This window comes from Psychrobacillus sp. FSL K6-4046, assembly GCF_038624605.1.
GTDB lineage: Bacteria > Bacillota > Bacilli > Bacillales_A > Planococcaceae > Psychrobacillus.
In genome coordinates this window covers 2,928,031-2,953,953 of the sequence record NZ_CP152020.1, presented here as the reverse complement: position 1 = coordinate 2,953,953, position 25,923 = coordinate 2,928,031, and the positions used below count along the sequence as shown (strand labels likewise).

Sequence of the window (25,923 nt, the reverse complement as noted above, 5' to 3'; positions counted from 1 at the left end):
ATGAATTTTATACATGAAGCTGCTGAGTTAGGCGAGAATACGACAGTTGGACACTTTTCTGTTATAGAAGAAGGAGCAAAGATTGGCGATAACGTTCGCATAGGCAATCGTGTAACAATTCACGCTGGTACCATCATTGGTGATGGTACCACCATCGATGATGGTGCCGTAGTAGGCAAACAGCCTAAGCCTGCCAAAACAAGCACAATGCAAATTACGAAAGAAATTCCTCCTTTAGAGCTTGGCAAGGAATGTACAATTGGAGCTAATACAATTGTGTATAGAGGAGCAAAAGTCGGAGAGAGTACGTTAATTGCTGATTTAGCAACGGTTCGAGAAGATGTTGAAATTGGTTCTTTTGTTATCATTGGTCGCAATGTTACAGTTGAGAACTTTGTAACGATTGGTAACCGTACTAAAATCCAATCGAATTCATATATCACCGCTCATTCTACTCTAGAAGATCATGTATTTATCGCACCATGTGTGACAACTACAAATGATAACTATATGGGAAGAACGGAAGCACGCTTCGACAAGATTAAAGGAGCTATTGTTAAACGTGGAGCTCGTGTAGGTGGAGCGTCTATTATTCTACCTGGTATAACAATAGCAGAAGAAACATTTGTAGCAGCTGGAGCAATAGTAACAAAGGATACAGAAGAGAAAACTGTTATAAAAGGTTTCCCAGCAAAATTCTTGAAAAATGTACCTGAGGAGGAGCTTCTTTAAGTGTTCTCTCAGTTAAAACGTTTAGGAGCGGATTCGCTCCTTTATGCATTTATGAACGTAGGTACTAAACTAATCGCATTTATACTATTCCCTTTATATGCACATTATCTTGAAAAAGAATCGCTAGTGGGAATGCTACAGATGGTAGATACTACGGTATCTATGCTTACTTTCCTAGTAATATTTGGTACTGACTCCGCGTTAGCTTATTATTACTTTGAGTATAAAGATAAAGACACACGGGAAAAGTACGTTCGCTCGGTTATGACGTTCCGTTTATCAATAGTTGTCTTGTTATTTGCAGTATTTTTAATCGGGGGAGATTGGCTGTCTGCTCTTATATTAGAATCAGCGGGCTATTCTCAGCTATTTTATATTGCATTAGGTACGTTATGCTTAGATACCATTATTACACTAGTTTTAACTATTTTAAGATATGAGTTCCATACGAAGAGAGTAGTCTTTACGACGATAGGTAAAATGCTATTAATAGCAGTAGTTTCTGTCCTTTTCTTAATGTTTGTATGGACTTCATTAGAAGGGATACTAGTAGCTCGCTTAGTCAGCGTGGCTATTATCGTCTTAGTGTTAATAAAGCCTGTTCGAGTGTATTTAAAGCCACTGTACGATAAAGCTATTTTAAAGAAAATCTTGGTTTACGCTGCTCCCCTAGTGCCTGCCTCTTTAGCTTTTTGGATCATAGCGAATGCCAATAACTTTTTTATACGGGCATATGGGACATTAGATGATGTAGGTATTTATGGGACCGCTATTAAGTTTGCAACCTTTATAACTCTATTGACGAGCGGTATACAACTAGCATGGAGACCATTTTCTATGTCTTTAAAGGACAAAAAAGATAGTCCCCAATTATTTGCAACATTATATGCGGCATTTTTAATCATTGGCAGCTTTGGAGTTTTAGCTTTAGCGACATTTATGCCATGGATTATTTTAGTAATGCCAGATAACTTTAGAATTGCATTTCAATATGTTGCACCCATTTCAATCGCAACATTTTTAAGCTTTTACTATATGATTGTTTCTACTGGAATATTTTATTCTAAACAAACAAAACATATTTCTATAGCATTTGGGATAGCTGCAATTGTATCAGTTGCATTGAATTTTGTTTTTGTGCCGTACCTCAATATATGGGGAACAGTTATTTCGTATATAGCAGCCTATTGTATCGCTTTATTTATGGTATTCCGTAAAAGTCAAAAGCTATATTATGTACCCTTCTCAGGTATAAAAATGGGTTGGACAATCTTATGGCTAATAGCTGCAACTCTTGGAATTGTATATATTCAATTACACGATTTAAATAGCTGGCTAATCTTAGGAGTATGGCTTGTTTTCATTCTTCTAGTCCTACTAGTTCGTATGGATAAGTATTTTGTAAAAAGAAAGTAATGGGGGATAGGCATGTCAAAAAAATGTATAACAAACCTTAGGCATAAAGATTTTCATACTATAAAAGGTGTCGGGTATGAAGGGTTTTTCAGAGGATACTTCTATTATGAAAATCAATATGTCACCCATGAAAACTTCGCTAGCATTATAAATGAAGAAATTTTAACATCTAATGACTTTGCCAAATGGAATGGGGAATATGCGTTAATCTATACAACTCCAGTAGAAACAAAACTGGTAACTGATATGAAGCGTTCTATTCCATTATTTTATATGGAGGATCAGTCAGGAAACTGGCTTGTCCAAGATTATATACAGCCTCAGGAAGGCTTAAATATGAATCCAGAGGCAGAGGAAGAGTTCCTAATCACAGGATTTGTTTTTAGAGAGAAGACGTTATTTAAGGAATGGAGCCAGGTTCCTGCAGTTTCTTATGTTACATTGCAGGAAAAGGCTGTCCAGGCCTACTACTATTCGTATGTTCTTCCAAAAGAAACAGAGCCAATCGATACATTTGCAGCCGAGTTAAAGACAGTATTTCATGACTTATTTGATGATCTTGCAAGTCGTTTAAAGGATCGTCAAATCGTCATTCCACTTAGTGGTGGGTATGACTCTCGATTAATCGCATTAGCATTGGTAGAACGTGGGTTGAAGGATAATATTATTGCATTTACATACGGAAGACCAGGGAACGGAGAGTCAACTGTTAGTAAACAGATTGCTGATAAGCTGGGCTTAAAATGGAAATACTTTGCCTATGATAAAAAGATGTGGGAGGATATGTACAAGTCTGACGAATGGAAGGACTATGTCGTGTATTCTAGTAATGCTGTTTCGGTAGCACATCTTCAAGATTTCCCAAGCACCAAGCTGCTGGTTGAGGAAGAAGGGTTACAAGACGCAGTGTTTTTACCAGGTCATTCCTTAGATTATCTGGCAGGTGGACATTTACCTTATGAATCTATTGTTGACAAGCAATTTGAAAAGAGTGAAATTCAAACCTTTATAATGAACAAGCATTTTCGATTATGGGAGCTAGCCGGTAAAGACAGCTATGCAGAAACAGACATCGGTAAAGGATTGTATCAGGATATTGAAGCGTATTCCAATTATACAAATGAACGTGTCACTTCTTTAATTGATGAATGGAATTGGCGAGAACGACAAGCGAAATTTATCATTAATTCTGTTCGTGTATACGAATATTTTGGACAAGGCTGGTCCATTCCATTATGGGACGATCGATTAATACACTTTTTCAGTAAAATCCCTGCGGATTTAAAATATAAAAAATATTTATATGATTATACATTGCATCAAATGTATCCGGAATTCTATCCATTGCCTCAAAAGCCAGGACCAGAAAATTCACTTAAAAATAAATATGGTATTCTCTATCCTTTACTACGCAAAATATATAGAAAGAAAAATCTATATCGTAAATATTTTGATGAGCCAATGGAGTGGTACGGAATCTATCCGACTTACAAGCAGTATGTACAGTCTCTTACTTTTAAAAGAAATGGACAAAAGTATGAGCATCCGTACAATATCAATTCGTTTATCGTAAAAGACATGATTGAAATGATGAAGGAGATTACAAAATGAAGGTTCTAACTATTTTAGGAGCAAGACCTCAGTTTATTAAAGCAGCAGCAGTTTCACGTGTAATTCGTGAAGAAGTAACAGAGCTTATCGTTCATACTGGACAGCATTATGATGCCAATATGTCTGATATATTTTTCGAGGAATTAAACATTCCAAAGCCTGACTATCATTTAGGAATCGGTTCAGGAAACCATGGTAAACAAACTGGTGAAATGCTAGCTAAGATCGAAGAAATAATTTTAAAAGAAAATCCTGATTTCTTATTAGTGTATGGTGATACAAACTCAACATTAGCAGGAGCACTTGCAGCTGCTAAACTGCATATTCCTATTGTTCATATCGAAGCAGGTCTTCGCAGCTTCAATATGAGAATGCCTGAAGAAGTTAACCGTATTTTAACGGACCATGTTTCCACGTTGTTACTATGTCCAACGGAGACAGCTATCCAGAATTTAACGAACGAAAATATTAGCGCAGGCGTGTATAATATTGGAGACGTAATGTATGATGCAGTTCTATACAATAAGGAACTAGCTAAGTCTACATCTACTATTTTAGAGACTGAAAAGATCGCTCCAAAGGATTACTTACTAATAACGATTCACCGTGCGGAAAATACAGATGATGTGGACCGTATGAAGTCCATTTTAGATGCATTCCGTCAAATCGAAGATAAAAAGGTTTGGCCAATCCATCCAAGAACTAAGAAAAAATTAGAGGATTATGGCTTTAAGCTAGATGAAATTCCTAATTTACAAGTTATAGATCCAGTTGGTTATTTAGATATGCTTTCCTTAGAAACAAACGCAAAAAAAATCGTAACAGATTCTGGTGGCGTTCAAAAAGAAGCATACTTTGCAGAAGTACCTTGTGTTACTGTTCGTGATCAAACGGAATGGGTAGAGACATTAATAGAGGATGCAAATATCTTAACTGGAACAGATACAAACAAAATCGTAGACGCAGTTAAAAAAGAAGTAACTCCTTCTTATACTCCTGTTTTCGGTGATGGAAAAACATCGGAAAAAGTGTTAGCTTTACTAAAGGAATATTCAAGTAAATAAAGTAGGTGTGAGCATTGTTAATATTTAGCATATGGCTCTTTACTGTGGTGGCTTCCACATACCTTTTTAAAAAGGTTTCTGGAAGCCTTTCTCTTGTAAAGCCAAATATGATTTCTATTGTTTATTATTATTCTTTCCTTATCTCCAGTTATATTGGCGGATTGTTAATAGCTTTAGGAATAGATGATTATTATATGATCAAAAGAATGGACCATGAGGAATATCGAATAATTGGTTTTATTTTATTGACGCTATTAATGATTTTATTCCCACTAACTCAGTTAGTTGTAGGTAGAATTTTTGGGTTTAATGGGGAGCTAGAATTTAATAACTATCTACAAAAACCCGTTCGTACAAGTGTAGATAAGAATGAGCGTATCTTTAGATTGGCTTTTGGTGCTTTATCCGCTATATCTGTTTTAGCAGTTGCTTATACCTTATTGAAGACAGCGAATGTTCCTTTAATGGAGCTTTTAAAGGGGAATACATCAGAGCTTGCAAAGCTTAGAATTGATGCGAGTAGAGGCTTCAGCGGGAATGTGTATATTCGGAATATATTCGGTATCGCATTGACTCCAGTCCTTTCTATTATTGCATTTGTATATACTACGAAATCGAGAGCATTATATTGGAAAGTATTGTTCTTTGTTTTATTCATTTCATCTGTTTTAATCTCTACCTATGACTTAGCTAAGTCTCCAATTTTCTTTTATATCATCATGCTGCTTCTAGCTGGTGTATATACACAAAAGTTAAAGCTCAATTGGAAGAGAATCAGCGGTTATATTTTGGCGGGAAGTGCCTTATTAATCGTTATGTATGTGGCTATTCAAGGGGTTACAGAGATTGAAAGCTTCTTGTCTCATAACTCTGGCCCAATTGGCAGGATTATACTGGCGCAAATTTCACCATTCTTTTTACATTTGGATACGTACTCACATTCTCTAAGCTTCTTAGAAGCAAAAGGCTTGCCTTCCTTTATTGCTGGAATTTTTGATATCGAGCAAGTACGATCAGCACGAATGGTAATGGAGAATGTATTTCCTGAAAACGTAGATAAGGGCACTGGTGGTGTTCTTAATACCATTTTCCTTGGTGAAGCCTTTGCTTCATTTGGATATCTAGGTGTTATTATTTCTATTATTTATATAGCAACCGTTATACAAGTGCTATATATCATCTTTTTACGCTTACCGAAAACACCAGTGGTTATAGCATTGTTTGTCTACTTTACGATTAATCTTCCAAGAACACTTGTTGGAGGAGTAGCTGACTTTTTCTTTAACCCAGTGTGGATATTAATGACCGTAGTATTGGGTGGATTGTTTATTCTGGAGCAGTATTTCCATGTTATATGGACGTTCCTATTAAGCAAAGTACGAAAAAAAGGAGCACCACAATGAAAAATATTTTAATTTATTATCCTTTTACTCTTGCTACTAATCCGAAGAGTGGTTCAGCAATTCGCCCCGTTGAAATGATTAAGGCAATAGAAAAATATGCGACTGAAAATAATTTAGAAACGATTGTTATCTCAGGTACTTCTACAGAGAGACGTCAATTATGGAATAAGATGCTTGCTGAAAAGAAACAAGAGCAAACATTGTTTTGTTATTCAGAAAACCAAACGATTCCTTTATGGTTAACAGATCCGGGACATATTCCAAAAGACTGGATTATTGACAAGGATGTTTTTAAAACATTAAAGAGACTTCAAGTGCCGATAGGTGTTTTTTACCGAGATGTGTATTGGAAATTCGATGAATTATATCCTTTGAAGGGTATCAAAAAAACGGTTATGAAGACTATTTATAGGATGGAAGAAAGATTCTATGAGAAGTATGTTCATACACTATTTCTTCCAAGTGATGCTATGGGAAAATACGTAGCTATCAATACTAGCAAAATGGCTCTTCCACCGGGAGGTCGTTTTACTGAGTTGAATGACAACAACCGGGAAATGCAAAAACCGTTTAAAGGTATTTATGTAGGAGGCATTAATAACGAGGACTACGGCTTGCCGACACTCGTGGATGCTTATGCCCTGCTAAATAAAAACGAGGTGCTAGGTAAGTTGGTTATTGTATGTCGGGAGGAAGAGTACACTCAGCTTAGTGACGAGGAAAAAGATAAGATTAAACAGCCTTATATTGAGCTAAAGCACGTGAGTGGAGCTGAGCTTCAGTCATTATATGAGGAAGTAGACTTTGCTTTTATCCCTCGTAAAAGATCCACCTACAACGACTTTGCAGTACCGATTAAATTAGTAGAATACTTAACAGCGAGCTTGCCTATTGTTGCAACGAATTGCTCTGCACAAGAAGACTTTATATTGTCGGGACCATACGGCGTAATAGCCGAGGATGATGCTGAGGGACTTGTGAAAGGTATGCTAGCTATTCAACCAGAATATTTACAGTTCAAACAAAATATTAAAAAAAGCTTTTTACAGCAACATTCTTGGAATGCACGTGCCGAGCAGGCTGCACAAGCGCTTATAGGAGGTAATAAAAAATGAAAATAGCTGTATTAGCTCCAAGTAAGTCTATTCATACACATAAATGGGCATTATTTTACCAATCAAAAGGTATAGATGTGAAGGTCTTTACGTTTAAGGACCATTATTCTGAAGACAATGCAAATCAAGTGCCAACGGAAATATTGCCAAAAGTGTTACCTGGTAAAGCATCTTATATTGCAGCAGCACCTGCTTTAAAGAAAATGCTAAAAGAGTGGAATCCAGATATTTTGCATTCCCACTTTATCTCTAGCTATGGATTGCTAGGAGCGATTGTGGATTATAAAGTACATTTTGTTTCCGTATGGGGCAAGGATATATTTGATTTTCCAAAGAAGAACAAGCTAAATGAGAAGCTTGTGAGATTTACGTTAAGTAAAGCAACGGCTATTTGCTCGACAAGTCATATCATGGCTAAGGAAACGAATCTTTATACGAATCGTCCTGTATATGTGACACCGTTTGGAGTGGATTTAGAGAAATTCTATCCGCAAGACACGAATGAAAGTAATGATAAGATCATTGTTGGAACGGTAAAAGCATTAGAGGATAAGTATGGGATTGCTGATTTAGTAAAAGGCTTTGCTAAGTTTCATATAGAGTATCCAAATTCTGAGCTACTCATTACGGGAGATGGCCCTCAACGACTAGAATATGAGCAGCTAGCAGATGAGCTTGGTATCTCCAGCGTTACTACATTTACTGGAAAGGTTCCGAATACAGAGGTTCCAGCTATTATTCGTAGTATGTCTATTTTCGCAGTTCCTTCCACAGAGGATAGTGAAAGCTTTGGAGTAGCCGCAGTAGAAGCGATGGCTTGTGGTGTTCCGGTAGTTGTGTCGAATGTCGGGGGATTACCGGAAGTAGTAGTGAAGGATGTCACGGGTATTGTCACTGATAAGGAAAGTCCAGATCAGCTGGCAGCTGCATTTATAAAGCTGGCCGGGAACAATGATTTAAGAGCTGGAATGGGTAAAGCAGGCGTAGCTCATGTAAAGGACAATTATAGTTGGATTGATAACGCTAATTACATGTTGTCATTATACGAAAAATATACAGAGGCTTAATAGTTAAAGTGGCCACTTAGGAAGAAAAGGTGAATTATATGATTAAGAAAGCAGTCATTCCGGCAGCAGGCTTTGGTACTCGGTTTTTACCAGCTACAAAAGCATTGCCAAAAGAAATGCTTCCAATTGTAGACAAACCAAATTTACAATATATTATCGAAGAGGCTATAGCTTCTGGAATTGAAGATATTATCATCGTTACTGGACGAAACAAAAAATCAATGGAAGATCATTTTGATAAATCTATTGAGCTGGAGTTATTGCTTAAAAATACGGGTAAGCTAGAGCTATTAGAACAAGTAGAAAACATCTCTAACTTAGTGGATATTCATTACATGAGACAAAAAGAGCCACTTGGATTAGGACATGCGATTCTTTGTACCAAAAAGTTTATTGGTAACGAACCATTTGCAGTATTGCTTCCAGATGACATCATCGATTCAGAAGTCCCAGCACTTCAACAAATGATTGCCAAGTATGAGGAAGTACATAGCAGTATTTTAGGCGTAAATGAAGTTCCTAGTGAAGATGTAAACAAATATGGGATTGTCGATTATAGTGCAGCGGAAAACGACTTATACTCAGTTAAACGACTAGTAGAGAAACCTGCTATTGAAGATGCTCCGTCCAATCAAGCTATTGTTGGACGCTATATTTTGACTCCTGGCATATTTGAAGAACTTGAAAAAGTACAGCCGGATGCAAAAGGTGAAATTCAGCTTACAGATGCTATTGATGCCTTACTGAAAAAAGAATCCATCTATTCTTACATGTTCGAAGGCAAGCGTTATGATGTTGGAGATAAGTTTGGGTTTTTGCAGGCAACATTTGACTTTGCATTAAAGCGTGACGATTTAAAAGAACCATTACTTGCTTATTTGAAGAATAAATTGAAAGATTAAACGGTGATTGCGATGCGTATTGTATATTTATGTCAACATTTTCCACCTGAAACAGGTGCACCTCAAATTCGTGTGTATGAAGTTAGTAAGGAATTACTTGCTCAAGGACATGATATTCAGGTAGTTACCGCGTTTCCTCATCATCCACATGGAATTATTCCAGATGAATATAAAGGGAAAAAATATGAGTTTGAAAAATGGGATGACATCCCGGTTCACCGAACTTGGATTTATCCATCTAAAAAAGGCTCGTTTTGGAAACGCCTTGTTTCCTATTTTTCATTTACCTTTAGTTCGTTCTTTGGGTTAATGAAAACTGGGGAAGTGGACGTTATTATTGTCAATTCTCCTCCGATCTTCTTAGGATTGACTGGGTTAATTGGGGCAAAACTAAAAGGAGCCAAATTCGTTTTTAACGTAGCGGATGTTTGGCCAGAGTCGGCTGTAAAGCTTGGACTTGTGAAAAATAAAATGTTTATTAAGCTTGCAGAAATTCTGGAATCCTTTCTTTATAAGCATTCTTGGAAAATCGCAACTGCCACGGATGGTATTAAGTCTTACATCATTAACCACTCTCAGCCAGAGGAAAAAGTTTTTGTATTACCTAATGGAGTTAATACAAAATTCTTCTATCCTCAGGAAAAAAATGAAGAGTATGTAGAAAAGTTTGGCCTACAGGGTAAGTTTGTTTTTGCCTACGGAGGAAACCTTGGATACGCTCAAGGGCTTGAGTTTATTTTGTATGCAGCGAAAAAAATGCAGGAAACTGTTCCACATGCTCATTTTCTTATTGCGGGAGCAGGACCGGAAGAAGAAAAGCTTCATAAGCTGAAGGATGAGCTTGGTTTACAAAACACTACATTTTTAGGACATCTTCCTTTGAAGGAAATGCCAAAATTATTTTCAGTAACAGATGTAAGTATAGTTCCACTTCGTGACATACAATTATTTGAGGGCGCACGTCCATCGAAAATTTTCCCTGCAGCAGCATCTGGAGTACCAGTACTATATTGTGGTAAAGGGGAAAGTGCAAAAATTATTACTGAAAATAATATAGGATTAGTAGCTCAACCAGAAAATGTTGACTCAATGTCTGAAAAAATGTTTGAATTTGTAGAAATGAAGGTAAATGATAGAAAAGCTATGGAAGAAAACGGTAGACGATTGGCAGAGGACGAATATAGCTGGACTACAATTGTAAATGACTTGTTACAAAATATTACTCAAAAGTAATATTCTTTACGATATACACCATCCTTTAAATTATGTATAATTGGTAAGATAAAATTTAAAAGTAAAGTAGGGAATTATTATGACTACTTCACGTCAAAACAAGAGAAAAAACAAGACGAGAAGAAAAATTTTATATACTGTACTGATCGTTGCGATGGTGTTATTGTCTGGAGTTATCGTATTTGCTACTAATTTGTCGTTTCAGACAAAGAACGCTGTTAACAAAATCTATGAGCCACTAGATCGTGAAAAGGAAGAACAAAACGAGGCAATAGAGAAGTTCGACAATGCGAAGGCAGAAGATTCAGCGTTTACTATTTTATTGGCCGGTATTGAGAATGAAGAAAAAGCTAAATACGGCCGTTCAGATGTGCTTTTAGTTGCAACAGTAAATCCTAAGACAAATAAGATATCCATGGTAAGTATTCCACGTGATACAAGAGTTTATATTCCTGACCTAGGGTATAACGATAAGATAAACCATTCCTACGCAAATGGTGGTATTAACTATACGATCAATACAATTGAAGAAATGTTAGATATTCCGATAGATTACTATGTTTCGACAGACTTCCAAGGCTTTGAAGATATTGTTGATACGGTAGGCGGAATTGATGTAGAAGTGCCATTTACATTTAAAGCACAGCTAACAGGTAGCTTAAAGTGGAAAACGTATACGGAAGGCCCTATGGAACTTAACGGTAATGAAGCTCTTGCTTATGTACGTATGAGAAAAAGTGATCCGCAAGGTGACATTGGTCGTAATAATAGACAAAAGCAAGTAATTAAAGAAATAATTGATAGAGGAACGAGCATATCAAACATCACTAAAATAGATGATATGATTGAAGATATAGGAAATAATGTAAAAACTAATATTCCTTCTTCCGAATATCTTGGTCTAATTAAGACATACCAAAAGATTAAGTCATCACCAATCGAGCAGCTTCAGCTTAAAGGGGTAGATGATACACGTAGAGGCGTCTATTATTTCATACCAGATGAACAAGGTTTAGAGGAACTTAGTGAGCAACTAAAACTAAACTTGAAAGATTTCGGTAATAATGCTCAGACTGATTCAAAAAAATCAACTAAAGTAACTGACTTAACAATTGGAGAGTAAAATGAGGAGTCCATATGGACTCCTCATTTTACTCTTTTTTCTATTCCTCGAGTATATTTCATGTCTATTAATACATTTGTTGGATTGTTTTATAGTAAAATCTGCATTAAAATGTAGAAAATACACGTTTTCAGGGAGGAAAAAATGAAAAAAGTAATCGCATCATCTGTTTTAGCAACTTCTGTCCTTTTGCCCATTAATCTTCTGACAAGTGATACAGTTCACACGTATGCTGCCTCGAACACAGCAATTGCGTCTACTCAACAATCTACTAAAGCTTTAATTACAAATAACAATGTCAATATTAGAAAAGGAGCTACTACTAGCTACAATAGCATTGGAAAAGTCCAAAATGGACAGCTAGTTACTATAATTGACCGCTTTACAAATGCTAGCGGTGAATTATGGTATAAAGTTAAAGCCGATTCTATGACGGGGTGGGTTATTAGTGATTATGTAAAAGAGGTTTCAAGTGCAGTAGGAGGGAATTCGACTGTTAATGGAAATTCTTATGTCGGTTCTTCACAAAAAATAGGGAAATCTGCAGCTAATATGAGAAGTGGAGCAACTACTTCTTATAAACTATTATCTACGATTCCAGCTGGAACTTCTTTGAAGATTTTGGGCAGTTTTACAAATGCTCAAAAAGAGGTTTGGTTTAACGTAGAATATCAAGGGAAAAAAGGCTGGGTTCTTTCAGAATTATTTTTACTTAGTGCCACTAATGGAGAAACTGGCACCTCTATGAAGGTAGTAAATCAATCGACAGTCCATAAAGGGGCAACTAAAAGCTATGCCACAGTTGCTACTGTCAAAGCTGGCACTACATTAACTGTTCATCAAGAGTTTACAAATGCTGCAAAAGAAAAGTGGATGCAAGTAACCTACGCAACTGGTAAAAAAGGTTGGATCCAAGCTACTGCTTTTGAAGAAGCAGCAAGTGATTCTAAGACAGTTGTAAAAGCTTCTACGGTACATTCAGGTGCAACTAAAAGCTATAAAGTTGTTGCAACTATTAACGTAGGAACAAAGTTAGCAGTTCATCAGGAATTTACAAATGCTGCAAAAGAAAAATGGTATCAAGTAACTTATGCAACAGGCAAAAAAGGTTGGATATCTGGGGAAGCATTCGATAGTGTTTCTACTTCACCAGAAGTGCCACCAACTGAAACACCAGAGAGTGGACAAGTTATAGAACAGAATACAAATCTAGTAGTTTCTGTTTCTGTCGCTAATATGCGTTCAGGCCCTAATATGTCCTACGATGTTGTTACTCAATCTAGATTAAATGATTCTTTTATCTCTACCCATTATGCATTAGATACAAACAATGAAAAATGGTACAAGGTTGGTACAACTAGTGGTGAAGCTTGGCTTCATGAATCTGTAGTAAATGTAGTAGATAGTACAGTAGAACCACCAGTAGTTACTCCAGGCAATGGTGAAACTGGAACTATTAAAAGATTTAATGCTTTGGTATACGCAGATAGTAAGTTTAACTCTGCAGTTTTACAGGGGCTTCCTAAAGATACAGCATTCACGGTATTAAATAAGATAAATGGTACAGATGGAACTAACTGGTTACATATTAAAGCAGGGGCAGTCGAAGGCTGGATTCCTGACTTTGAGGTAAGTGATAACATACCTACAAAATATGCAACCAAAGCGTCTACTGTATTCAGCAGTGCAAGTGCCACATCCAAAAAGGTAGAGTCTGTCACAGCTAGCTCTCCTTTAAGAATCTTACGTACTTTAAACAGCTGGTTAAATGTAGAAACACAAAGTGGAAAACGTGGTTGGATTCAAGCATCCCTAGTATCAGATGCATCACCAGTCTCTCTTATTAATGGAAGAACTGAAGTACGTAACGGACAAAATTATTTAGTATGGACTAAACCTACTAATTTTAAGATAACTTATACAATGCCGTCTGCAAATGTATTAAAAATTAACGGCAATCTATCTAGTATTAATACAATTGCTTCCGGATTAAAGGGAGTAAAAAGTATGAAGGTAGATCAAGTATCTGGCTGCACCTCTGTATTAACTGTTACATTTGATCCTAACTATACTTATACAATAAGAGATTACGATAAAGAGTTAACGATCAAGGTTGTTGCCAAAGGATTAGCTGGAAAGAAAATAATTATTGATGCAGGTCATGGAGCGAAGGATCCAGGGGCAGTTGGCCCTAAAGGCACTCGAGAGAAGGATGTCAACCTTGGCACTGCTAAATTCTTGAAGGCAGAGCTAGAGGCTGCTGGAGCAATTGTAACCTTGACACGTAGTACCGATGTATTTTTAGAGCTAAAAGAAAGAACTGATATTGCTAATGCTTCTGATTATGATGCATTTATCAGTATACATGCAGATTCATATACCTCAACATCTAGAGGAACAACTACTTTTTATAATACATCTGTAAACTTTAATGGACCTAAAAGCTTTACGTTAGCGAAGAGCGTTCAAGCAAATCTTGTGAAAGAGGTTGGTACGTACAATCGAGGAGTAAAACAACAATCATTCTATGTAAACCGTATGAATGAAATTCCTTCGGTTTTAGTAGAACTTGCCTTCCTTTCTAATCCTTCTGAAGAAGCATTATTAGCATCAGATGCTTTCCGTAAAAAAGCTGCGGTCGGTATTCGTAAAGGATTACAAGACTTCTTTAATCAATAATTGTTAAGTAATAGGAAATAATGCCGATAATACTCCTAGGAATGATTCCTAGGACATATCGGCCATTTTTTTGGGTAAATTCTTTGTCGAAATATTGGGTCATTAGTCATTAGTCATTTCTAGCGATAAAACAATAAAAGATAGGAAGGAAGACAAAAAATGAAAAAGAAAATACTTACAACGATTGGTGTTGTTTTAGCCTTAAGCTTTCTAATTGCAATTAATACACCAGCCTCTACAAAGGCAAATTCTAATCTACTATTAGCTTCGGTTGATTGGGTGCAATCTCAATTGAATCCATTAAATTCAAAAGTAACAACTTTAGAAAAGAAAGTTGCTGAGCAGGACGCTATGATTAAGCAACTGCAAAAAGCAGTTTCAGAGGGTGGCACAGTAATTCCGCCTATCCCATCAACACCTGACACACCTACTCCTGGTACGTTACCTTCAGTAGTATATACAAATGCTAGCAGCGTGAAGGCTCATAGCGGAGCTACACGTAATTATAAGGTGCTTGCAACATTTACAGCAAACAAAGCCTTAAATGTAATTGATCAGCACGGTACGGGCTCAAATCTATGGTACCGAGTAGAAGTATCTTCAACTGTAAAAGGGTGGGTTAACTCTGGAGACGTTACAACAACAAAGCCAAGTAATGTAACACCAAGCTCTGTTAGTGCAAAAGAAGCAGTGAACATCCGTAAAGGTGCTACAACTAGCTATGCTTCTATCGAACTAGTAGCAAAAGGAACTTCTTTAAAATACATAAGTTCTTTTAAAAATGCAAAAGGTGAAACGTGGTACAATGTTCAATCCCCAAAAGGAAACAAAGGTTGGGTACTAAGTACGTTAACTGAGGTGAGATAATTGAATAAAAAATTTGTAGCAGTATTAGCGGCTGTTTCATTAAGCTTTGCGTCAGCCAATACAGCACTTGCGTACAAGCAGGAGACCTATTCGAAGCAAATACAAGTCGAGGTACACAATACCTTTACAACTTCTTTAACTTTAAATGGTGTATATAAATTAGAAAATCTTACAACTAAAGAAATGTTCTTTGCAATGCCTGATACACCTATAACGTTTTCTCAGGTGAATGGAGAGGTTTCCATTTATCAAATGGGGGCATCTATGTACTCTTCCCAAGGCTATGCCTTACATGCTGTGACAGGAAATGAAAAAATAGTTGTTTTTAGAGCTCCTGTTGAAGGCAGAAAGGGTGCAACCGCTGATTATGGGGTTGTAAAATCCTATCAACCGTTCCAAGGGGCAAAATATGTAACGGAGTTTACAAATGGGAATGGAGAGCTTTGGTACTCCATTACGGACGAACAAGGGGTATCCTCTTGGGTCCCTGCTAAAGACGCAACTTTGTCATCAGTCGTCTCGCAGCCACTTGGAAAGACACCAAACGGCACGCAATATAGAGGAAGCTTCAATGTAGTTAAATCTGGATCCAATGTACAAATTGTGAATAGACTGGATTTAGAAAACTACTTAAAGGGAGTTATTCCAAATGAATCTTTTGCTTCCTGGCATATAGAAGCACTGAAGGCTCAAACTATTGCAGCTCGTAGCTATACACTAAGTAAATCAGGTATCTTAAGTAGCACGACTAAGGATCAAATGTATAAAGGATATTCATCAGAGCATAAAAACTCAAATGCAGCAATAGATGCTACAAAGGATTTAGTAGTTAAATATAAAGGTAAGCTTGTACAGGCTTACTATTATTCTACTAGTGGTGGAAGAACAGCGAATATTGGTGATGTATGGGATTCAACGCAGGTACCACAGTTTGTATCAGTCGATGATTCGATTGAACAATCTCCTTACAAGAACTGGTCTGTTCAAATTCCAGTATCTAATATTTTGACGAAGTTTGGTTTTAGCCCTACTGATCAGCTATTGGATATTAAGCTGACAAAAGGTGGAGCAAATGGTGAAGTAACAGCCGTAACAGCTGTAACCTCGGCAGGAGAGAAAACTATTACAGGCAATGAAACAGTAATGCGTAATGTTTTCTTAGATGCAAGCAACAAATCCTTGAAGTCAAGCTGGTTTGACGTTGCATTTACAAAACCAACTGGTGGGGGAGTAAATGATATTACTGTTCAACAGGCTAAAGGTACAGTTCCTGTGGATTCACTAACTGGTGTTTCCGTTCAAACAGCTAATGGTATTGTAACGATTCCAGAAGGATCAGTAAGCATCCAAACTAGCAGCGGTGCTGTGAACACTGATACTGTTCAAACAGGTATTCAATCTGTGACAGTCAACGGGAAAGGCTACGGACATCGTATCGGTATGAGTCAATATGGTGCCAAAGCACGAGCAGAAGCTGGGTGGACATACGATCGCATACTCAAGCATTACTATCAGGGTGTAACGATTGAAAAATATTAATAAAGCAAAAAGCAAGAACGTTGAGGAATCAATGTTCTTGCTTTTTTATATATAAATAATTGCTGATCACATAATGGAATATAGGTAAATACAAAATCGCCGATTTACGCTTTAGGCGGACGCTTTCCACGGGGTGAGCGATAAGCCATCACCCATCGCTAACGCGCGTGGTTGTGATGTCTTATCTGTCCCACTCATCCCGTTGGAGTCGCCGCCTGCCGCTACAATCACAGGGAAAGTAGGACCTTAAAATGGGATGCTTTCGAGTAGAGATGTATAGAGTAAAGTTACTATTTCAGATGTAACTATAACATTAAACTAGTTTACCATATACCTCTATGCTAAAAATTTTTATGAAGACATGATGTTGATACAACAGGGTGAGTAATATGCTTTTGTTAAAGCAATTAAAAATGTCGTGAAGTCTCTGTCAACCGGTTTATAGCTTCAATGGAAACAGTATTTTACTAGTCTTCGCTTATATCTTTTTTACCCCACAAGCTAAACAATAAATATATTGCAGCTGAGGCGATAGCAAAAATAACAGCTCCCGTTACCGGCAAGTAGATGGAATCTAGGTAAAACGAAACGGTCATAATGAGTATAAATGATACAATCATATAACTAAAAAACTTATGGAACTTCTGATGATTATCCGACTTACCTTCAATCAATGCATCAACTACCAAAATTATGATGAACTCAATAACTCCATAAATAATAATAAACCAAATTAGATTCGACCAATGATCATATTCAATGCCAACTAGCAATAGGACTCCAATTTCTGCTGCCATGGAGACTATAAGTGTGCCAAGAACACTAGCAATTACTATTAATATACCAAATACGGTTACTAAATTTTTTTTCATATAATTCCCTCGTTATTCGTGATGTCATTTAAAAAGAGTGCAGACAAAGCCAAAATACGAGACTTTGTCTACACTCTACTAGGTATTAAGGTTTTATAAAATTTTGAGTGTAATAAGGAATCGAGCCATGTGTCCATTTCACAAAGTAGACACCCACTCCTACATGAGTGTAGGCAGAGTTTATTACATTTTTCCGATGTCCTAGTGAATTCATTAATGCTTCATGGGCAAAGTATGGATCCGTGTATCCCATTGCAATATTTTCTCCGGCATTTCTAAATTGTACGCCTCCTTTTTCTAAACGGTCAAAAGGTGACTCACCTTTAAGATTATTATGATTGAAATAATCGTTCTTGCCCATATCCGCACTATGCTTGCGCGCTACATTCGCTGCCTTTGGAGCCGATTGTAAAACTTGAACACCATGAGCTTTTCTTTCTGCATTGATTAAATCAAATAAAAGATTCTCGTAACCTGTTTCTAATGTTGTAGACTTTTTTGGATATAAATTTGGATTATTATTTATTAGTTGGTAGTCTACTAAGTAAATAGCTGAGATTTTGTTGTCGTTATGGACATCTATGAAGAAGTTTGCTTCATATTTTGGTGTCGAGTAAGTAATAATCTCTACTGGGTACGTATTACCACTTGTTTCATAGCTTTTACCAAATTTGTTCTCGAGCTGATTGATTGTATTGGATACGGAAATTCCGTTAACTTGAAAGCTTTTATCCTTTGTATATAAAGAAGATATTTTATTACTAAGAGTACTGATCGCATAAAACTTGTCGTAATTGTTATGGTAAATCCCAGTAATTGCTCCAAATTCGTTAGCGACTGTTTTCTTCGCAGCACCGAGCTTATTAGTGACTGTTGAAATGGAATCGCCAATCATAAAAGAAGTTGTCGGAGCAGGTGTGCAATTTAATTGGCTAAGTTTAGATTTAGATGGTGTTTGATAAATAATAGATGCATCGTCCTTAATCACTAATCCGCCACCAAGGTGGTAATATGTGGACTTGTTAGCATAGACTCGATAATTATCTCCAGGCTTTACTGTTCGAAATGGTTCAAAGTTGCCATTATTGTTTTTATAAATCGTCGTTGGCTGTTGGATAAGCACTCTACCAATCTGTCCTTTTTTCAGCTCAACGCCATCCCAAGTAACTTTATCTGGACAATCAGCTGCAAAAGTAATTGCAGGAGCAATACTTAAGCCGAATAGTAACACAAGTAAAATTGAGAATTTTTTCATCTTTTTCCATCACTCCTCTACCTAATTATAAATCAAACGACATCAAACTCCAAAAATACTTTCTCCACACTGTCGATTATTGCTTGGCCGTTTGTTATTTCTGTCACCCACTCTAAAAATTTTAACTCATCTTCTGCTCTAGTGTATACAAAAATTTCCACTAAATCTGCGTAAGCAATCTCTTTTAGAGGATAAACGGAGTTTCTAATTTCGTTTTCAACTTTACCTAGCCATGTATAGTCAATAGAAATCTTCATCAAATGATGGAGCTGACATTCTACTTCGCCTGCTGCCTCGATGCCTTCCGTAGTCGCTTTACTATAAGCCCGAATTAGGCCACCGCCCCCAAGCTTAATGCCCCCAAAGTACCGTGTCACTACTACGACAGTATCTTTAAGTGCTCTTTTCTTAAGGACTTCAAGCATCGGAAACCCAGCAGTACCACTTGGTTCGCCATCGTCATTCGCTTTTTGAATGTGATCATGCTCGCCAATTATGTATGCAGAACAGTTATGATTAGCATCTTTATGCTTTTGTTTGATACTATTAATAAAATCTTGTGCTTCTTCTTCTGTTTCTGCACGTTGAATATAAGTTATAAATCGGGACTTTTGAATAATAATTTCACTTTGTGCGTATCCCTTAATTGTTTGATAATTGTTTCTCATAATAAATTTCCCTCCTAAATGCTTTGAAACATACTTGTAAACTAATTTTAATTTAATTTTAGTTAATTAGTGCTATAATAGAATTTGTCAGTAAAAATGAATGAAGACTCATGTTAAATGTTTAAAGGAGAAAAAACAGATGACGAACAAGAATCTTGAATTACAATCGTTAGATGTTATTTTCGATCGAATGGTCGAAGTAATGGATCATTCTAAAAAGGATATATTTATTATAAGCGAACAAAGTCGTCAAAGCTTCGAGGAAATGAAAGTTGAGTTAGAAATAATTCGCGGAAGCATTGAGGCTGTCATTCTGGAAGGAGACTCGCTTGAGGCAAAGTCGAGACTTGCTCGTAATAGATTAGCAGAGGTTTCGAAGAATTTTAACTCATACGATGAACCGCAAGTACGTAGCGCTTATGAAAATGCAAATGAGCTTCAAATTAATCTTTTAATCAAACGTAATGAAGAAAAACAACTGAGACAGCGTAGAGATGAACTGGAACGAAGGTTGCAGGGACTATTAGAAATGATAGAACGTGCAGATCAGCTTGTCAATCAAGTCAACATTGTCATCAACTATCTTACTTCAGATTTAAAGGAAGTAGGAGAAGCACTTGAAAACGCAAAAATTAAACAGGATTTTACACTGAAAATTATTGAAGCACAAGAAGAAGAAAGAAAACGCCTTTCACGAGAAATCCATGATGGTCCTGCCCAAATGCTAGCAAACGTGTTACTAAGAACGGATTTAATCAATCTTACGTATCAGCAGCGTGGTGGAGAAGAGGCCATGAAGGAAATTATCGAATTGAAGAGTACTGTGCGCGAAGCACTTTCGGAGGTACGTCGCATTATCTATGACTTACGCCCAATGGCGCTAGATGACCTAGGATTAATCCCGACGCTTCGAAAATACATCGCCACTACGGGAGAATATAATCCCACAAAGAAAGTACATTTTCAAACATATGGAGAAGAAATACGAATTCAGCCTAAATTTGAAGTAGCCATTTTCCGTTTAATCCAAGAATGTCTGACGAACGGACTAAAACACGGTCAGTTTTCAGAGGCATGGGTGAAGGTAGAATGGGTGAAACATAAGATGAACATTATCGTGAAGGATAATGGAATCGGTTTTGATCCAAAAGTGGTAAAAGAAAAATCATTCGGCTTAATCGGAATGCAAGAGAGAGTCGATTTACTAGAGGGTTCGATGAAAATTTTATCAACCCCGGGAAATGGAACTACTATTTTGTTTAGTATTCCAATAAATGAGGAATAGAAACTATAGCTGTTTTTTAATAGGAGGAAATGACCAATGACAAAAATTATCATTATAGATGATCACCAACTTTTCCGTGAGGGAGTAAAGAGAATACTAGACTTTGAAGATTCATTTGAAGTAGTGGCAGAAGGTAGCGACGGCAACGATGTTCTACGTTTATATGAGCAAAACTTACCAGACGTAGTGTTAATGGACATCAACATGCCAACCAAAAATGGCGTAGACGCTACAGAAGAACTAATTGAAAAATTCCCAGATGCAAAAGTAATCATGCTTTCTATCCATGATGATGAATCTTACGTATCTCACGCATTGAAAACTGGTGCATTAGGCTATATGTTAAAAGAAATGGATGCTGTGGCAATCGTTTCAGCAATCAAAGTAGTAGCTAAAGGTGGCTCTTACTTACACCCAAAAGTAACTCGTAATCTAGTATCAGAATTCCGTCGTCTAAGTGAACGCGAAAACAAAGGAAACTTCCACCAAACGGAAATCCGTCGCCCATTCCACTTACTAACGAAGCGCGAATGCGAAGTACTACAATTACTAACTGACGGACAAAGCAACCGTACAATTGGAGAAACACTATTCATCTCCGAAAAAACAGTTAAAAACCATGTATCCAGCATTCTTCAAAAAATGAACGTAAACGACCGTACCCAAGCCGTAGTAACCGGCATCAAAAACGGTTGGGTTGAAGTTCGATAATACTATAATAGATTAATATAGTGCCCAATATGTATGCCCCTCCAGATTTTTTTGTTGGAGGGGTTTTTGGTTTTGGGGAAGGGTTTAGAGAGAATAAAGCGTTGCACAAATGGTATGGAGTGCTGCAGATAAAAAAAGAGTTGCGCAAAACACTCGAAGTGTTGCGAAAACAAGGGTAAGTGTTGCGGAAACAAGGGTAAGTGTTGCGCCAAATGGTTCAAGTATTGCGCAAATGACATGAAGTGTTGCTGATAAAAAAAGAGTTGCGCAAAACACTCGAAGTGTTGCGGAAACAAGAGTAAGTGTTGAGCCAATGGATCAAGTGTTGCGCGAATGGCATGAAGTGTTGCAGAAAAATCTGCAGTTGCAAATAATACTCCTTCTATTTATCCTTTAGCATAAAATATCTTCTATTTGCTTTATCATAGGCTTGAAGATCAGGCATATTGTTTAACATACGCGAAGCAGCGTATTTAGAATCTATTTTGCAGAAATCACGAAAAGCTTTGATTGTTATCTTCCTATTTATTAAATGGAAGTATTCAAATATTGCAAGTTTATGAGCACCTCGATCAGTTACCCCGCACTTTCCACACTTCCAAGTAGAATATTGGCGCTGCATGCCAAATGTGCCGCAGCTTGGACACTCGACTCCACGCACTAAGTCTCCCGGAGCAATTCGATAATATTCACATAATGGAGGCATGACATATGGAGATAGATTTCGCTCAATCAAAGAAACAATTTCCTCAAACTTCGCAGAGTCAATTGGCTCGGTCAATCCATTGCTATGCATTTGATAGATTCTCTCGATCGTGCTTTCTAGTTTAAAGATTGGATAGTTGGAGGGCTTTTCGCGGATGCGACTGGACTTGGCGGTCATGATGATGGCGCCGGTCACCTTCATGGTGGGGCATACATTACGTAGAAATTCTTTCATGAAGCGGATATTACGTGTTAATTGAAAATAGGGATTGGGGAAGGGAGTTTCAATTCCATCTACTTCTTTATAAAACTCTTCGTCTTTAAAATACAAATTGCCGTTCATGTTTTTGGACTCGATTACCATACAGCAGCGGTCGCTCACTATTAAACAATCAATCTGAATTTTCCATTCGTCTAACAGTAAACCTACATTGGAAAATACATGATAGTTTCCTTCCAGTCTTAATTCCTCGAGCTTCCCGAGTAAACGATCCTCACCGCGCTCGCCGGCTTCACTACGTCGTAAATCTTCTGTCACGAACACAAGTCGCTCATGCTCCAACGACAATCTTTTTAATAAATTCTTCTGTGTTGGGTACAATAAACTTATTCACCTCCATTCTACATATATCTTACTTCAAACGTCTGAAAATTTCATTATTTTGAATATCGAAACTTATTCGTTGAGTTTTCGTCCTAACTATGACAAAATAACCAACAGCAGGAGGGAAACAGATGAGACTTATAATACAAGGACTTACTCTTGCGGCACTTACACTAGTACTTGCTGCATGTAACGATAAAGAAGAAGTAAATTCAGAGGCAGGATCAGTGAACGATACTGCTCCATCACAGTCAGAATCGGCACTAGACCACGGCGTCAAGGACAAATCAGACGTAGGCTTCGAAATGTCTTCTGACGGAAATGTGGAAGAAGCAGCCAATGTCCCTGAAAAGGAAAAAACGGCAGTATTAAATGCATTCAACGAATATATCGAAGCATTTAACGAAGAGGATATCGACCGTTACCTGAGTGTAATCTCTAAAAAACCAGAGGGCTTCAACTATGAGGACGATAAAAAGATGGTAATCGAAACCTTTGAAAATTATGATACGGTACGTACAGCCGAAGATGTGACGATTATCGAATATAATGATAAAGAAGCGCAGGTTTACTCTAATCTTCATATTGCCCTTCATGAGCCAGGATCAGGTGCTAAGCTTGATCGAAATGGTCGTCAGGTGACTGTTTTTGCGAAGGAAGAAGGCAAATGGTTGGTAACAAGTGTCTATTTCATAGGCGAAACATCTGAATAATGAACGACTTCCCCAACGTATATGATAAATATCATGGTTGGGGTCTTTTTATGCTTTCTTTTCCTATCCAGATTAAGTAAACTAGAGTTAGGAGAGTGATTTCTTATATGACGAAAACGGTAGTAGTAACGGATAGCACAGCGTATATCCCTGAAGAAATACGAGCAAGCTTAAATATTCAAATGGTTCCTCTTAGTGTCGTGATAGGAAACGAGACTTATAGAGAAGAAATAGATATTAATACAACCGAATTTTACGATAAAATCAGAAATGAAAAAGCACTTCCAAAAACCTCACAACCGTCTCTAGGAAACTTCGTAACCACCTTCGAAAATTTGGAGAAAGGTTATGACTCCATCATTTCGGTACATCTATCTAGTGGTATAAGCGGGACATTAGCTGGAGCAGAGCAAGCAGGTGGAATGGTAGAGGGAATCGATGTCCACACATTCGATACTGAGATTTCCTGTATGGTACAAGGCTTCTACGTAATACGTGCTGCTGAAATGGCACAGGCAGGAGAAACGCCTGAAGCAATTCTTCAAGAGCTGAACAAAATGAAGCAATCCATGCGTGCATATTTCATGGTAGATAACCTGGATCATCTTCACCGCGGAGGTCGCCTAAACGGCTTTGAGCGTGTTATTGGTTCAGTTCTTCAAGTGAAACCAATTCTTCATTTTGAAAATAAAGTTATCGTTCCTTTCGAAAAAGTTCGTACTCGCAAAAAAGCAATGAAACGAATTGCAGACATGCTAGAAGAAGATGCTAAAAAATACGATAAAATCAAGGCTACTATCATTCATGCAAACAACGAAGAAGAGGCTAATGCATGGAAGATACTTCTCGAGGCTATTATGCCAAACGTTGAATTTACGATTAGCTACTTTGGACCGGTTATCGGTACGCACCTTGGAGAAGGATCCATGGGGCTAGGCTGGTACCACGTCGAGTCGTAATGATGAACGAGCAATTACAACAATTTCTCACTGGACGAATATGGCTTCGCGCACATACACCATTTCCGCGCGAGGTCATTGACGACCATATCCGCAGCGGTCACATTCACCTCAAGCCAGGAATTGAAACAATACAATCCCACTCAATATTCCAATCAAACAAGTACATCTGCAATCGATGCCACAACACAAACCCATCCCTATTTTACTCATTTCCATGTTCCCGTTGTAATAAAACCTGTACCTATTGTCGCCATTGCATCCGCATGGGACGAGTTAGCAGCTGTTCTGAGCTAATGACATGGGCAAAAAAGCCAGCGAATGGAACGAAAAAGGACGTTTTTAACTGGAGCGGTCAGCTAACGCCACTTCAGCAAAAGGCAAGTGAGGAACTTTTATGTAGTGTCCAAAACAATCAATCTCACCTCTTGCATGCTGTTTGTGGAGCAGGTAAAACGGAGCTGCTATTCCCGTCGATCTATGCCTCTCTAAAGGCCGGTAAACGCGTATGTGTTGCTGCGCCAAGAACAGATGTCATTTTAGAGCTGTTCCCTCGATTTCAAAAGGTATTCCCGAAAACTATTATCCATGCACTTTATGGAGGAGCGCCAGACCAGGAAGGCTTTGCCACATTAGTATTAGCAACAACCCATCAGCTATATCGCTTCGAGCATGCGTTTGACATTGTCTTTGTAGATGAGGCGGATGCTTTCCCATACTACGCAGACAAAACGCTTCAGCAGGCTGTCATCAAAGCAGCAAAGCGAGAAGCCGCTATTCACTATGTGACTGCCACGCCCACTGATTCTCTTCAAACAACTAACCAATCCATTCTCTCCAAGCGTTATCACGGGTATCCTTTGCCAGTACCACGATTCGACAGTCTTTTTGGGTATACGAGACAATTGAAAAAGGGAAAGGTACCAAAAAAGCTGCAGCTATGGATGGAGGATAAAATACAAAACAACATCCCATTTCTCGTATTCCTACCAACCATTGAAATGCTTGAGCAATTCCCGGGAGACCTGCCTAGGGTACACGCCGAGCATCCTGAGCGAAAGGAACGGGTCATGCAGCTCCGTGAAAAGAAGGTTCCAGGTCTATTAACAACAACGATTCTAGAAAGAGGAATCACGATTGAAAATGTTCATGTTGCGGTAGTTGGAGCAGAACAGGCCATTTTCACAGCTAGCGCACTAATTCAAATAAGCGGAAGAGTTGGGCGTTCTAGCGCCTATCCGGACGGAGACATCGTATTCTTTCATCATGGAATTAGTCACGCGATGGATGAGGCAAAAGAAGAGATTGAAAGGTGGAATGAGCTATCATCTGTTTAATTTGTGGCAGTAAGTTTACGGTTCCTGCGACTTGGAGGAGGCTATTCCTCTATGTAATGGAGA

The 25,923-nt window shown here is 37.7% G+C and carries 22 protein-coding genes; 18 read left to right on the top strand and 4 right to left on the bottom strand.

Going from position 1 to position 25,923, the window contains the following annotated elements:
- The 13 genes from MKY09_RS14540 to MKY09_RS14480 all read left to right on the top strand — a co-directional run bounded on the left by MKY09_RS14540 (position 1) and on the right by MKY09_RS14480 (position 16,751).
- Positions 1–732, top strand: coding sequence for an acyltransferase (locus tag MKY09_RS14540; RefSeq protein WP_342566988.1), 732 nt, complete (start codon positions 1–3; stop codon positions 730–732).
- The gene (locus tag MKY09_RS14535) at positions 733–2,148 is read left to right on the top strand and encodes an oligosaccharide flippase family protein (RefSeq protein WP_169358795.1); all 1,416 of its coding nucleotides are present in this window, start codon (positions 733–735) and stop codon (positions 2,146–2,148) included.
- A gap of 12 nt (positions 2,149–2,160) precedes the next feature.
- Complete coding sequence (locus tag MKY09_RS14530; RefSeq protein WP_251552750.1) at positions 2,161–3,759, top strand: asparagine synthase C-terminal domain-containing protein; 1,599 nt, start codon at positions 2,161–2,163, stop codon at positions 3,757–3,759.
- Positions 3,756–4,823 carry a UDP-N-acetylglucosamine 2-epimerase (non-hydrolyzing) gene (gene wecB, locus MKY09_RS14525; RefSeq protein WP_169358797.1) on the top strand — a complete coding sequence of 356 codons (1,068 nt, stop codon included), beginning with the start codon at positions 3,756–3,758 and terminating at the stop codon, positions 4,821–4,823. Before MKY09_RS14530 ends, wecB begins: the two co-directional genes overlap by 4 nt.
- A 14-nt stretch (positions 4,824–4,837) precedes the next feature.
- Positions 4,838–6,226, top strand: a complete 1,389-nt coding sequence (locus MKY09_RS14520) for an O-antigen polymerase (protein ID WP_342566987.1) — start codon at positions 4,838–4,840, stop codon at positions 6,224–6,226.
- Positions 6,223–7,341: a glycosyltransferase gene (locus MKY09_RS14515; RefSeq protein ID WP_342566986.1), complete on the top strand. Its 1,119-nt coding sequence runs from the start codon at positions 6,223–6,225 to the stop codon at positions 7,339–7,341. The genes MKY09_RS14520 and MKY09_RS14515 overlap by 4 nt, the downstream gene beginning before the upstream one ends.
- Positions 7,338–8,408 (top strand): glycosyltransferase, encoded by a 1,071-nt coding sequence (locus MKY09_RS14510; RefSeq protein WP_342566985.1) that lies wholly within the window; start codon positions 7,338–7,340, stop codon positions 8,406–8,408. Before MKY09_RS14515 ends, MKY09_RS14510 begins: the two co-directional genes overlap by 4 nt.
- Before the next feature lie 38 nt (positions 8,409–8,446).
- A complete protein-coding gene (galU, locus tag MKY09_RS14505; protein ID WP_340884807.1) occupies positions 8,447–9,310 on the top strand; it encodes a UTP--glucose-1-phosphate uridylyltransferase GalU in 864 nt (287 codons plus the stop codon).
- A gap of 12 nt (positions 9,311–9,322) precedes the next feature.
- Positions 9,323–10,543, top strand: a complete 1,221-nt coding sequence (locus tag MKY09_RS14500; RefSeq protein ID WP_342566984.1) for a glycosyltransferase family 4 protein — start codon at positions 9,323–9,325, stop codon at positions 10,541–10,543.
- Between the two features lie 79 nt (positions 10,544–10,622).
- Entirely contained in the window at positions 10,623–11,666 is a 1,044-nt protein-coding gene (locus MKY09_RS14495; protein ID WP_342566983.1) for an LCP family protein, read from the top strand.
- 144 nt (positions 11,667–11,810) lie between these two features.
- Complete coding sequence (locus MKY09_RS14490) at positions 11,811–14,345, top strand: SH3 domain-containing protein (RefSeq protein WP_342566982.1); 2,535 nt, start codon at positions 11,811–11,813, stop codon at positions 14,343–14,345.
- Positions 14,346–14,504: 159 nt separating this feature from the next.
- The gene (locus MKY09_RS14485) at positions 14,505–15,212 is read left to right on the top strand and encodes an SH3 domain-containing protein (RefSeq protein ID WP_342566981.1); all 708 of its coding nucleotides are present in this window, start codon (positions 14,505–14,507) and stop codon (positions 15,210–15,212) included.
- Entirely contained in the window at positions 15,213–16,751 is a 1,539-nt protein-coding gene (locus MKY09_RS14480) for a SpoIID/LytB domain-containing protein (RefSeq protein ID WP_342566980.1), read from the top strand.
- 467 nt (positions 16,752–17,218) lie between these two features.
- Here MKY09_RS14480 and MKY09_RS14475 read toward each other — a convergent pair whose 3' ends face one another.
- The 3 genes from MKY09_RS14475 to MKY09_RS14465 all read right to left on the bottom strand — a co-directional run bounded on the left by MKY09_RS14475 (position 17,219) and on the right by MKY09_RS14465 (position 19,546).
- Positions 17,219–17,623: a YrvL family regulatory protein gene (locus MKY09_RS14475; RefSeq protein ID WP_342566979.1), complete on the bottom strand. Its 405-nt coding sequence runs from the start codon at positions 17,621–17,623 to the stop codon at positions 17,219–17,221.
- Between the two features lie 85 nt (positions 17,624–17,708).
- Positions 17,709–18,878, bottom strand: coding sequence for a CAP domain-containing protein (locus tag MKY09_RS14470; RefSeq protein ID WP_342566978.1), 1,170 nt, complete (start codon positions 18,876–18,878; stop codon positions 17,709–17,711).
- Positions 18,879–18,910: 32 nt separating this feature from the next.
- The gene (locus tag MKY09_RS14465) at positions 18,911–19,546 is read right to left on the bottom strand and encodes a YigZ family protein (protein WP_342566977.1); all 636 of its coding nucleotides are present in this window, start codon (positions 19,544–19,546) and stop codon (positions 18,911–18,913) included.
- A gap of 139 nt (positions 19,547–19,685) precedes the next feature.
- Between MKY09_RS14465 and MKY09_RS14460 the strand changes: the two genes are divergently transcribed.
- Together MKY09_RS14460 and MKY09_RS14455 are read left to right on the top strand one after the other, a co-directional pair.
- Positions 19,686–20,831: a histidine kinase gene (locus MKY09_RS14460; protein ID WP_342566976.1), complete on the top strand. Its 1,146-nt coding sequence runs from the start codon at positions 19,686–19,688 to the stop codon at positions 20,829–20,831.
- A gap of 36 nt (positions 20,832–20,867) precedes the next feature.
- On the top strand, positions 20,868–21,542 hold the full coding sequence (locus MKY09_RS14455; RefSeq protein ID WP_169358810.1) for a response regulator transcription factor: 675 nt from the start codon (positions 20,868–20,870) through the stop codon (positions 21,540–21,542).
- Between the two features lie 382 nt (positions 21,543–21,924).
- Here MKY09_RS14455 and MKY09_RS14450 read toward each other — a convergent pair whose 3' ends face one another.
- Complete coding sequence (locus tag MKY09_RS14450) at positions 21,925–22,848, bottom strand: NERD domain-containing protein (RefSeq protein WP_342566975.1); 924 nt, start codon at positions 22,846–22,848, stop codon at positions 21,925–21,927.
- Positions 22,849–22,982: 134 nt separating this feature from the next.
- Between MKY09_RS14450 and MKY09_RS14445 the strand changes: the two genes are divergently transcribed.
- From MKY09_RS14445 to MKY09_RS14435, 3 genes are all read left to right on the top strand, one after another.
- A complete protein-coding gene (locus MKY09_RS14445; protein WP_342566974.1) occupies positions 22,983–23,564 on the top strand; it encodes a nuclear transport factor 2 family protein in 582 nt (193 codons plus the stop codon).
- 107 nt (positions 23,565–23,671) lie between these two features.
- Positions 23,672–24,523: a DegV family protein gene (locus MKY09_RS14440; protein ID WP_342566973.1), complete on the top strand. Its 852-nt coding sequence runs from the start codon at positions 23,672–23,674 to the stop codon at positions 24,521–24,523.
- A gap of 296 nt (positions 24,524–24,819) precedes the next feature.
- Complete coding sequence (locus MKY09_RS14435) at positions 24,820–25,860, top strand: DEAD/DEAH box helicase family protein (protein WP_342566972.1); 1,041 nt, start codon at positions 24,820–24,822, stop codon at positions 25,858–25,860.
- Positions 25,861–25,923 lie beyond the last annotated feature (63 nt).

What these genes read in the sequence shown, in the direction of transcription:
- MKY09_RS14465 (WP_342566977.1), bottom strand. Translation starts at nt 19,546, where the DNA reads ATGAGAAACAATTATCAAACAATTAAGGGATACGCACAAAGTGAAATT.
- MKY09_RS14515 (WP_342566986.1), top strand. Translation starts at nt 6,223, where the DNA reads ATGAAAAATATTTTAATTTATTATCCTTTTACTCTTGCTACTAATCCG.
- MKY09_RS14475 (WP_342566979.1), bottom strand. Translation starts at nt 17,623, where the DNA reads ATGAAAAAAAATTTAGTAACCGTATTTGGTATATTAATAGTAATTGCT.
- MKY09_RS14510 (WP_342566985.1), top strand. Translation starts at nt 7,338, where the DNA reads ATGAAAATAGCTGTATTAGCTCCAAGTAAGTCTATTCATACACATAAA.
- MKY09_RS14485 (WP_342566981.1), top strand. Translation starts at nt 14,505, where the DNA reads ATGAAAAAGAAAATACTTACAACGATTGGTGTTGTTTTAGCCTTAAGC.
- MKY09_RS14440 (WP_342566973.1), top strand. Translation starts at nt 23,672, where the DNA reads ATGACGAAAACGGTAGTAGTAACGGATAGCACAGCGTATATCCCTGAA.
- MKY09_RS14435 (WP_342566972.1), top strand. Translation starts at nt 24,820, where the DNA reads ATGACATGGGCAAAAAAGCCAGCGAATGGAACGAAAAAGGACGTTTTT.
- MKY09_RS14495 (WP_342566983.1), top strand. Translation starts at nt 10,623, where the DNA reads ATGACTACTTCACGTCAAAACAAGAGAAAAAACAAGACGAGAAGAAAA.
- wecB (WP_169358797.1), top strand. Translation starts at nt 3,756, where the DNA reads ATGAAGGTTCTAACTATTTTAGGAGCAAGACCTCAGTTTATTAAAGCA.
- galU (WP_340884807.1), top strand. Translation starts at nt 8,447, where the DNA reads ATGATTAAGAAAGCAGTCATTCCGGCAGCAGGCTTTGGTACTCGGTTT.
- MKY09_RS14470 (WP_342566978.1), bottom strand. Translation starts at nt 18,878, where the DNA reads ATGAAAAAATTCTCAATTTTACTTGTGTTACTATTCGGCTTAAGTATT.
- MKY09_RS14455 (WP_169358810.1), top strand. Translation starts at nt 20,868, where the DNA reads ATGACAAAAATTATCATTATAGATGATCACCAACTTTTCCGTGAGGGA.
- MKY09_RS14530 (WP_251552750.1), top strand. Translation starts at nt 2,161, where the DNA reads ATGTCAAAAAAATGTATAACAAACCTTAGGCATAAAGATTTTCATACT.
- MKY09_RS14500 (WP_342566984.1), top strand. Translation starts at nt 9,323, where the DNA reads ATGCGTATTGTATATTTATGTCAACATTTTCCACCTGAAACAGGTGCA.
- MKY09_RS14445 (WP_342566974.1), top strand. Translation starts at nt 22,983, where the DNA reads ATGAGACTTATAATACAAGGACTTACTCTTGCGGCACTTACACTAGTA.
- MKY09_RS14540 (WP_342566988.1), top strand. Translation starts at nt 1, where the DNA reads ATGAATTTTATACATGAAGCTGCTGAGTTAGGCGAGAATACGACAGTT.
- MKY09_RS14460 (WP_342566976.1), top strand. Translation starts at nt 19,686, where the DNA reads ATGACGAACAAGAATCTTGAATTACAATCGTTAGATGTTATTTTCGAT.
- MKY09_RS14490 (WP_342566982.1), top strand. Translation starts at nt 11,811, where the DNA reads ATGAAAAAAGTAATCGCATCATCTGTTTTAGCAACTTCTGTCCTTTTG.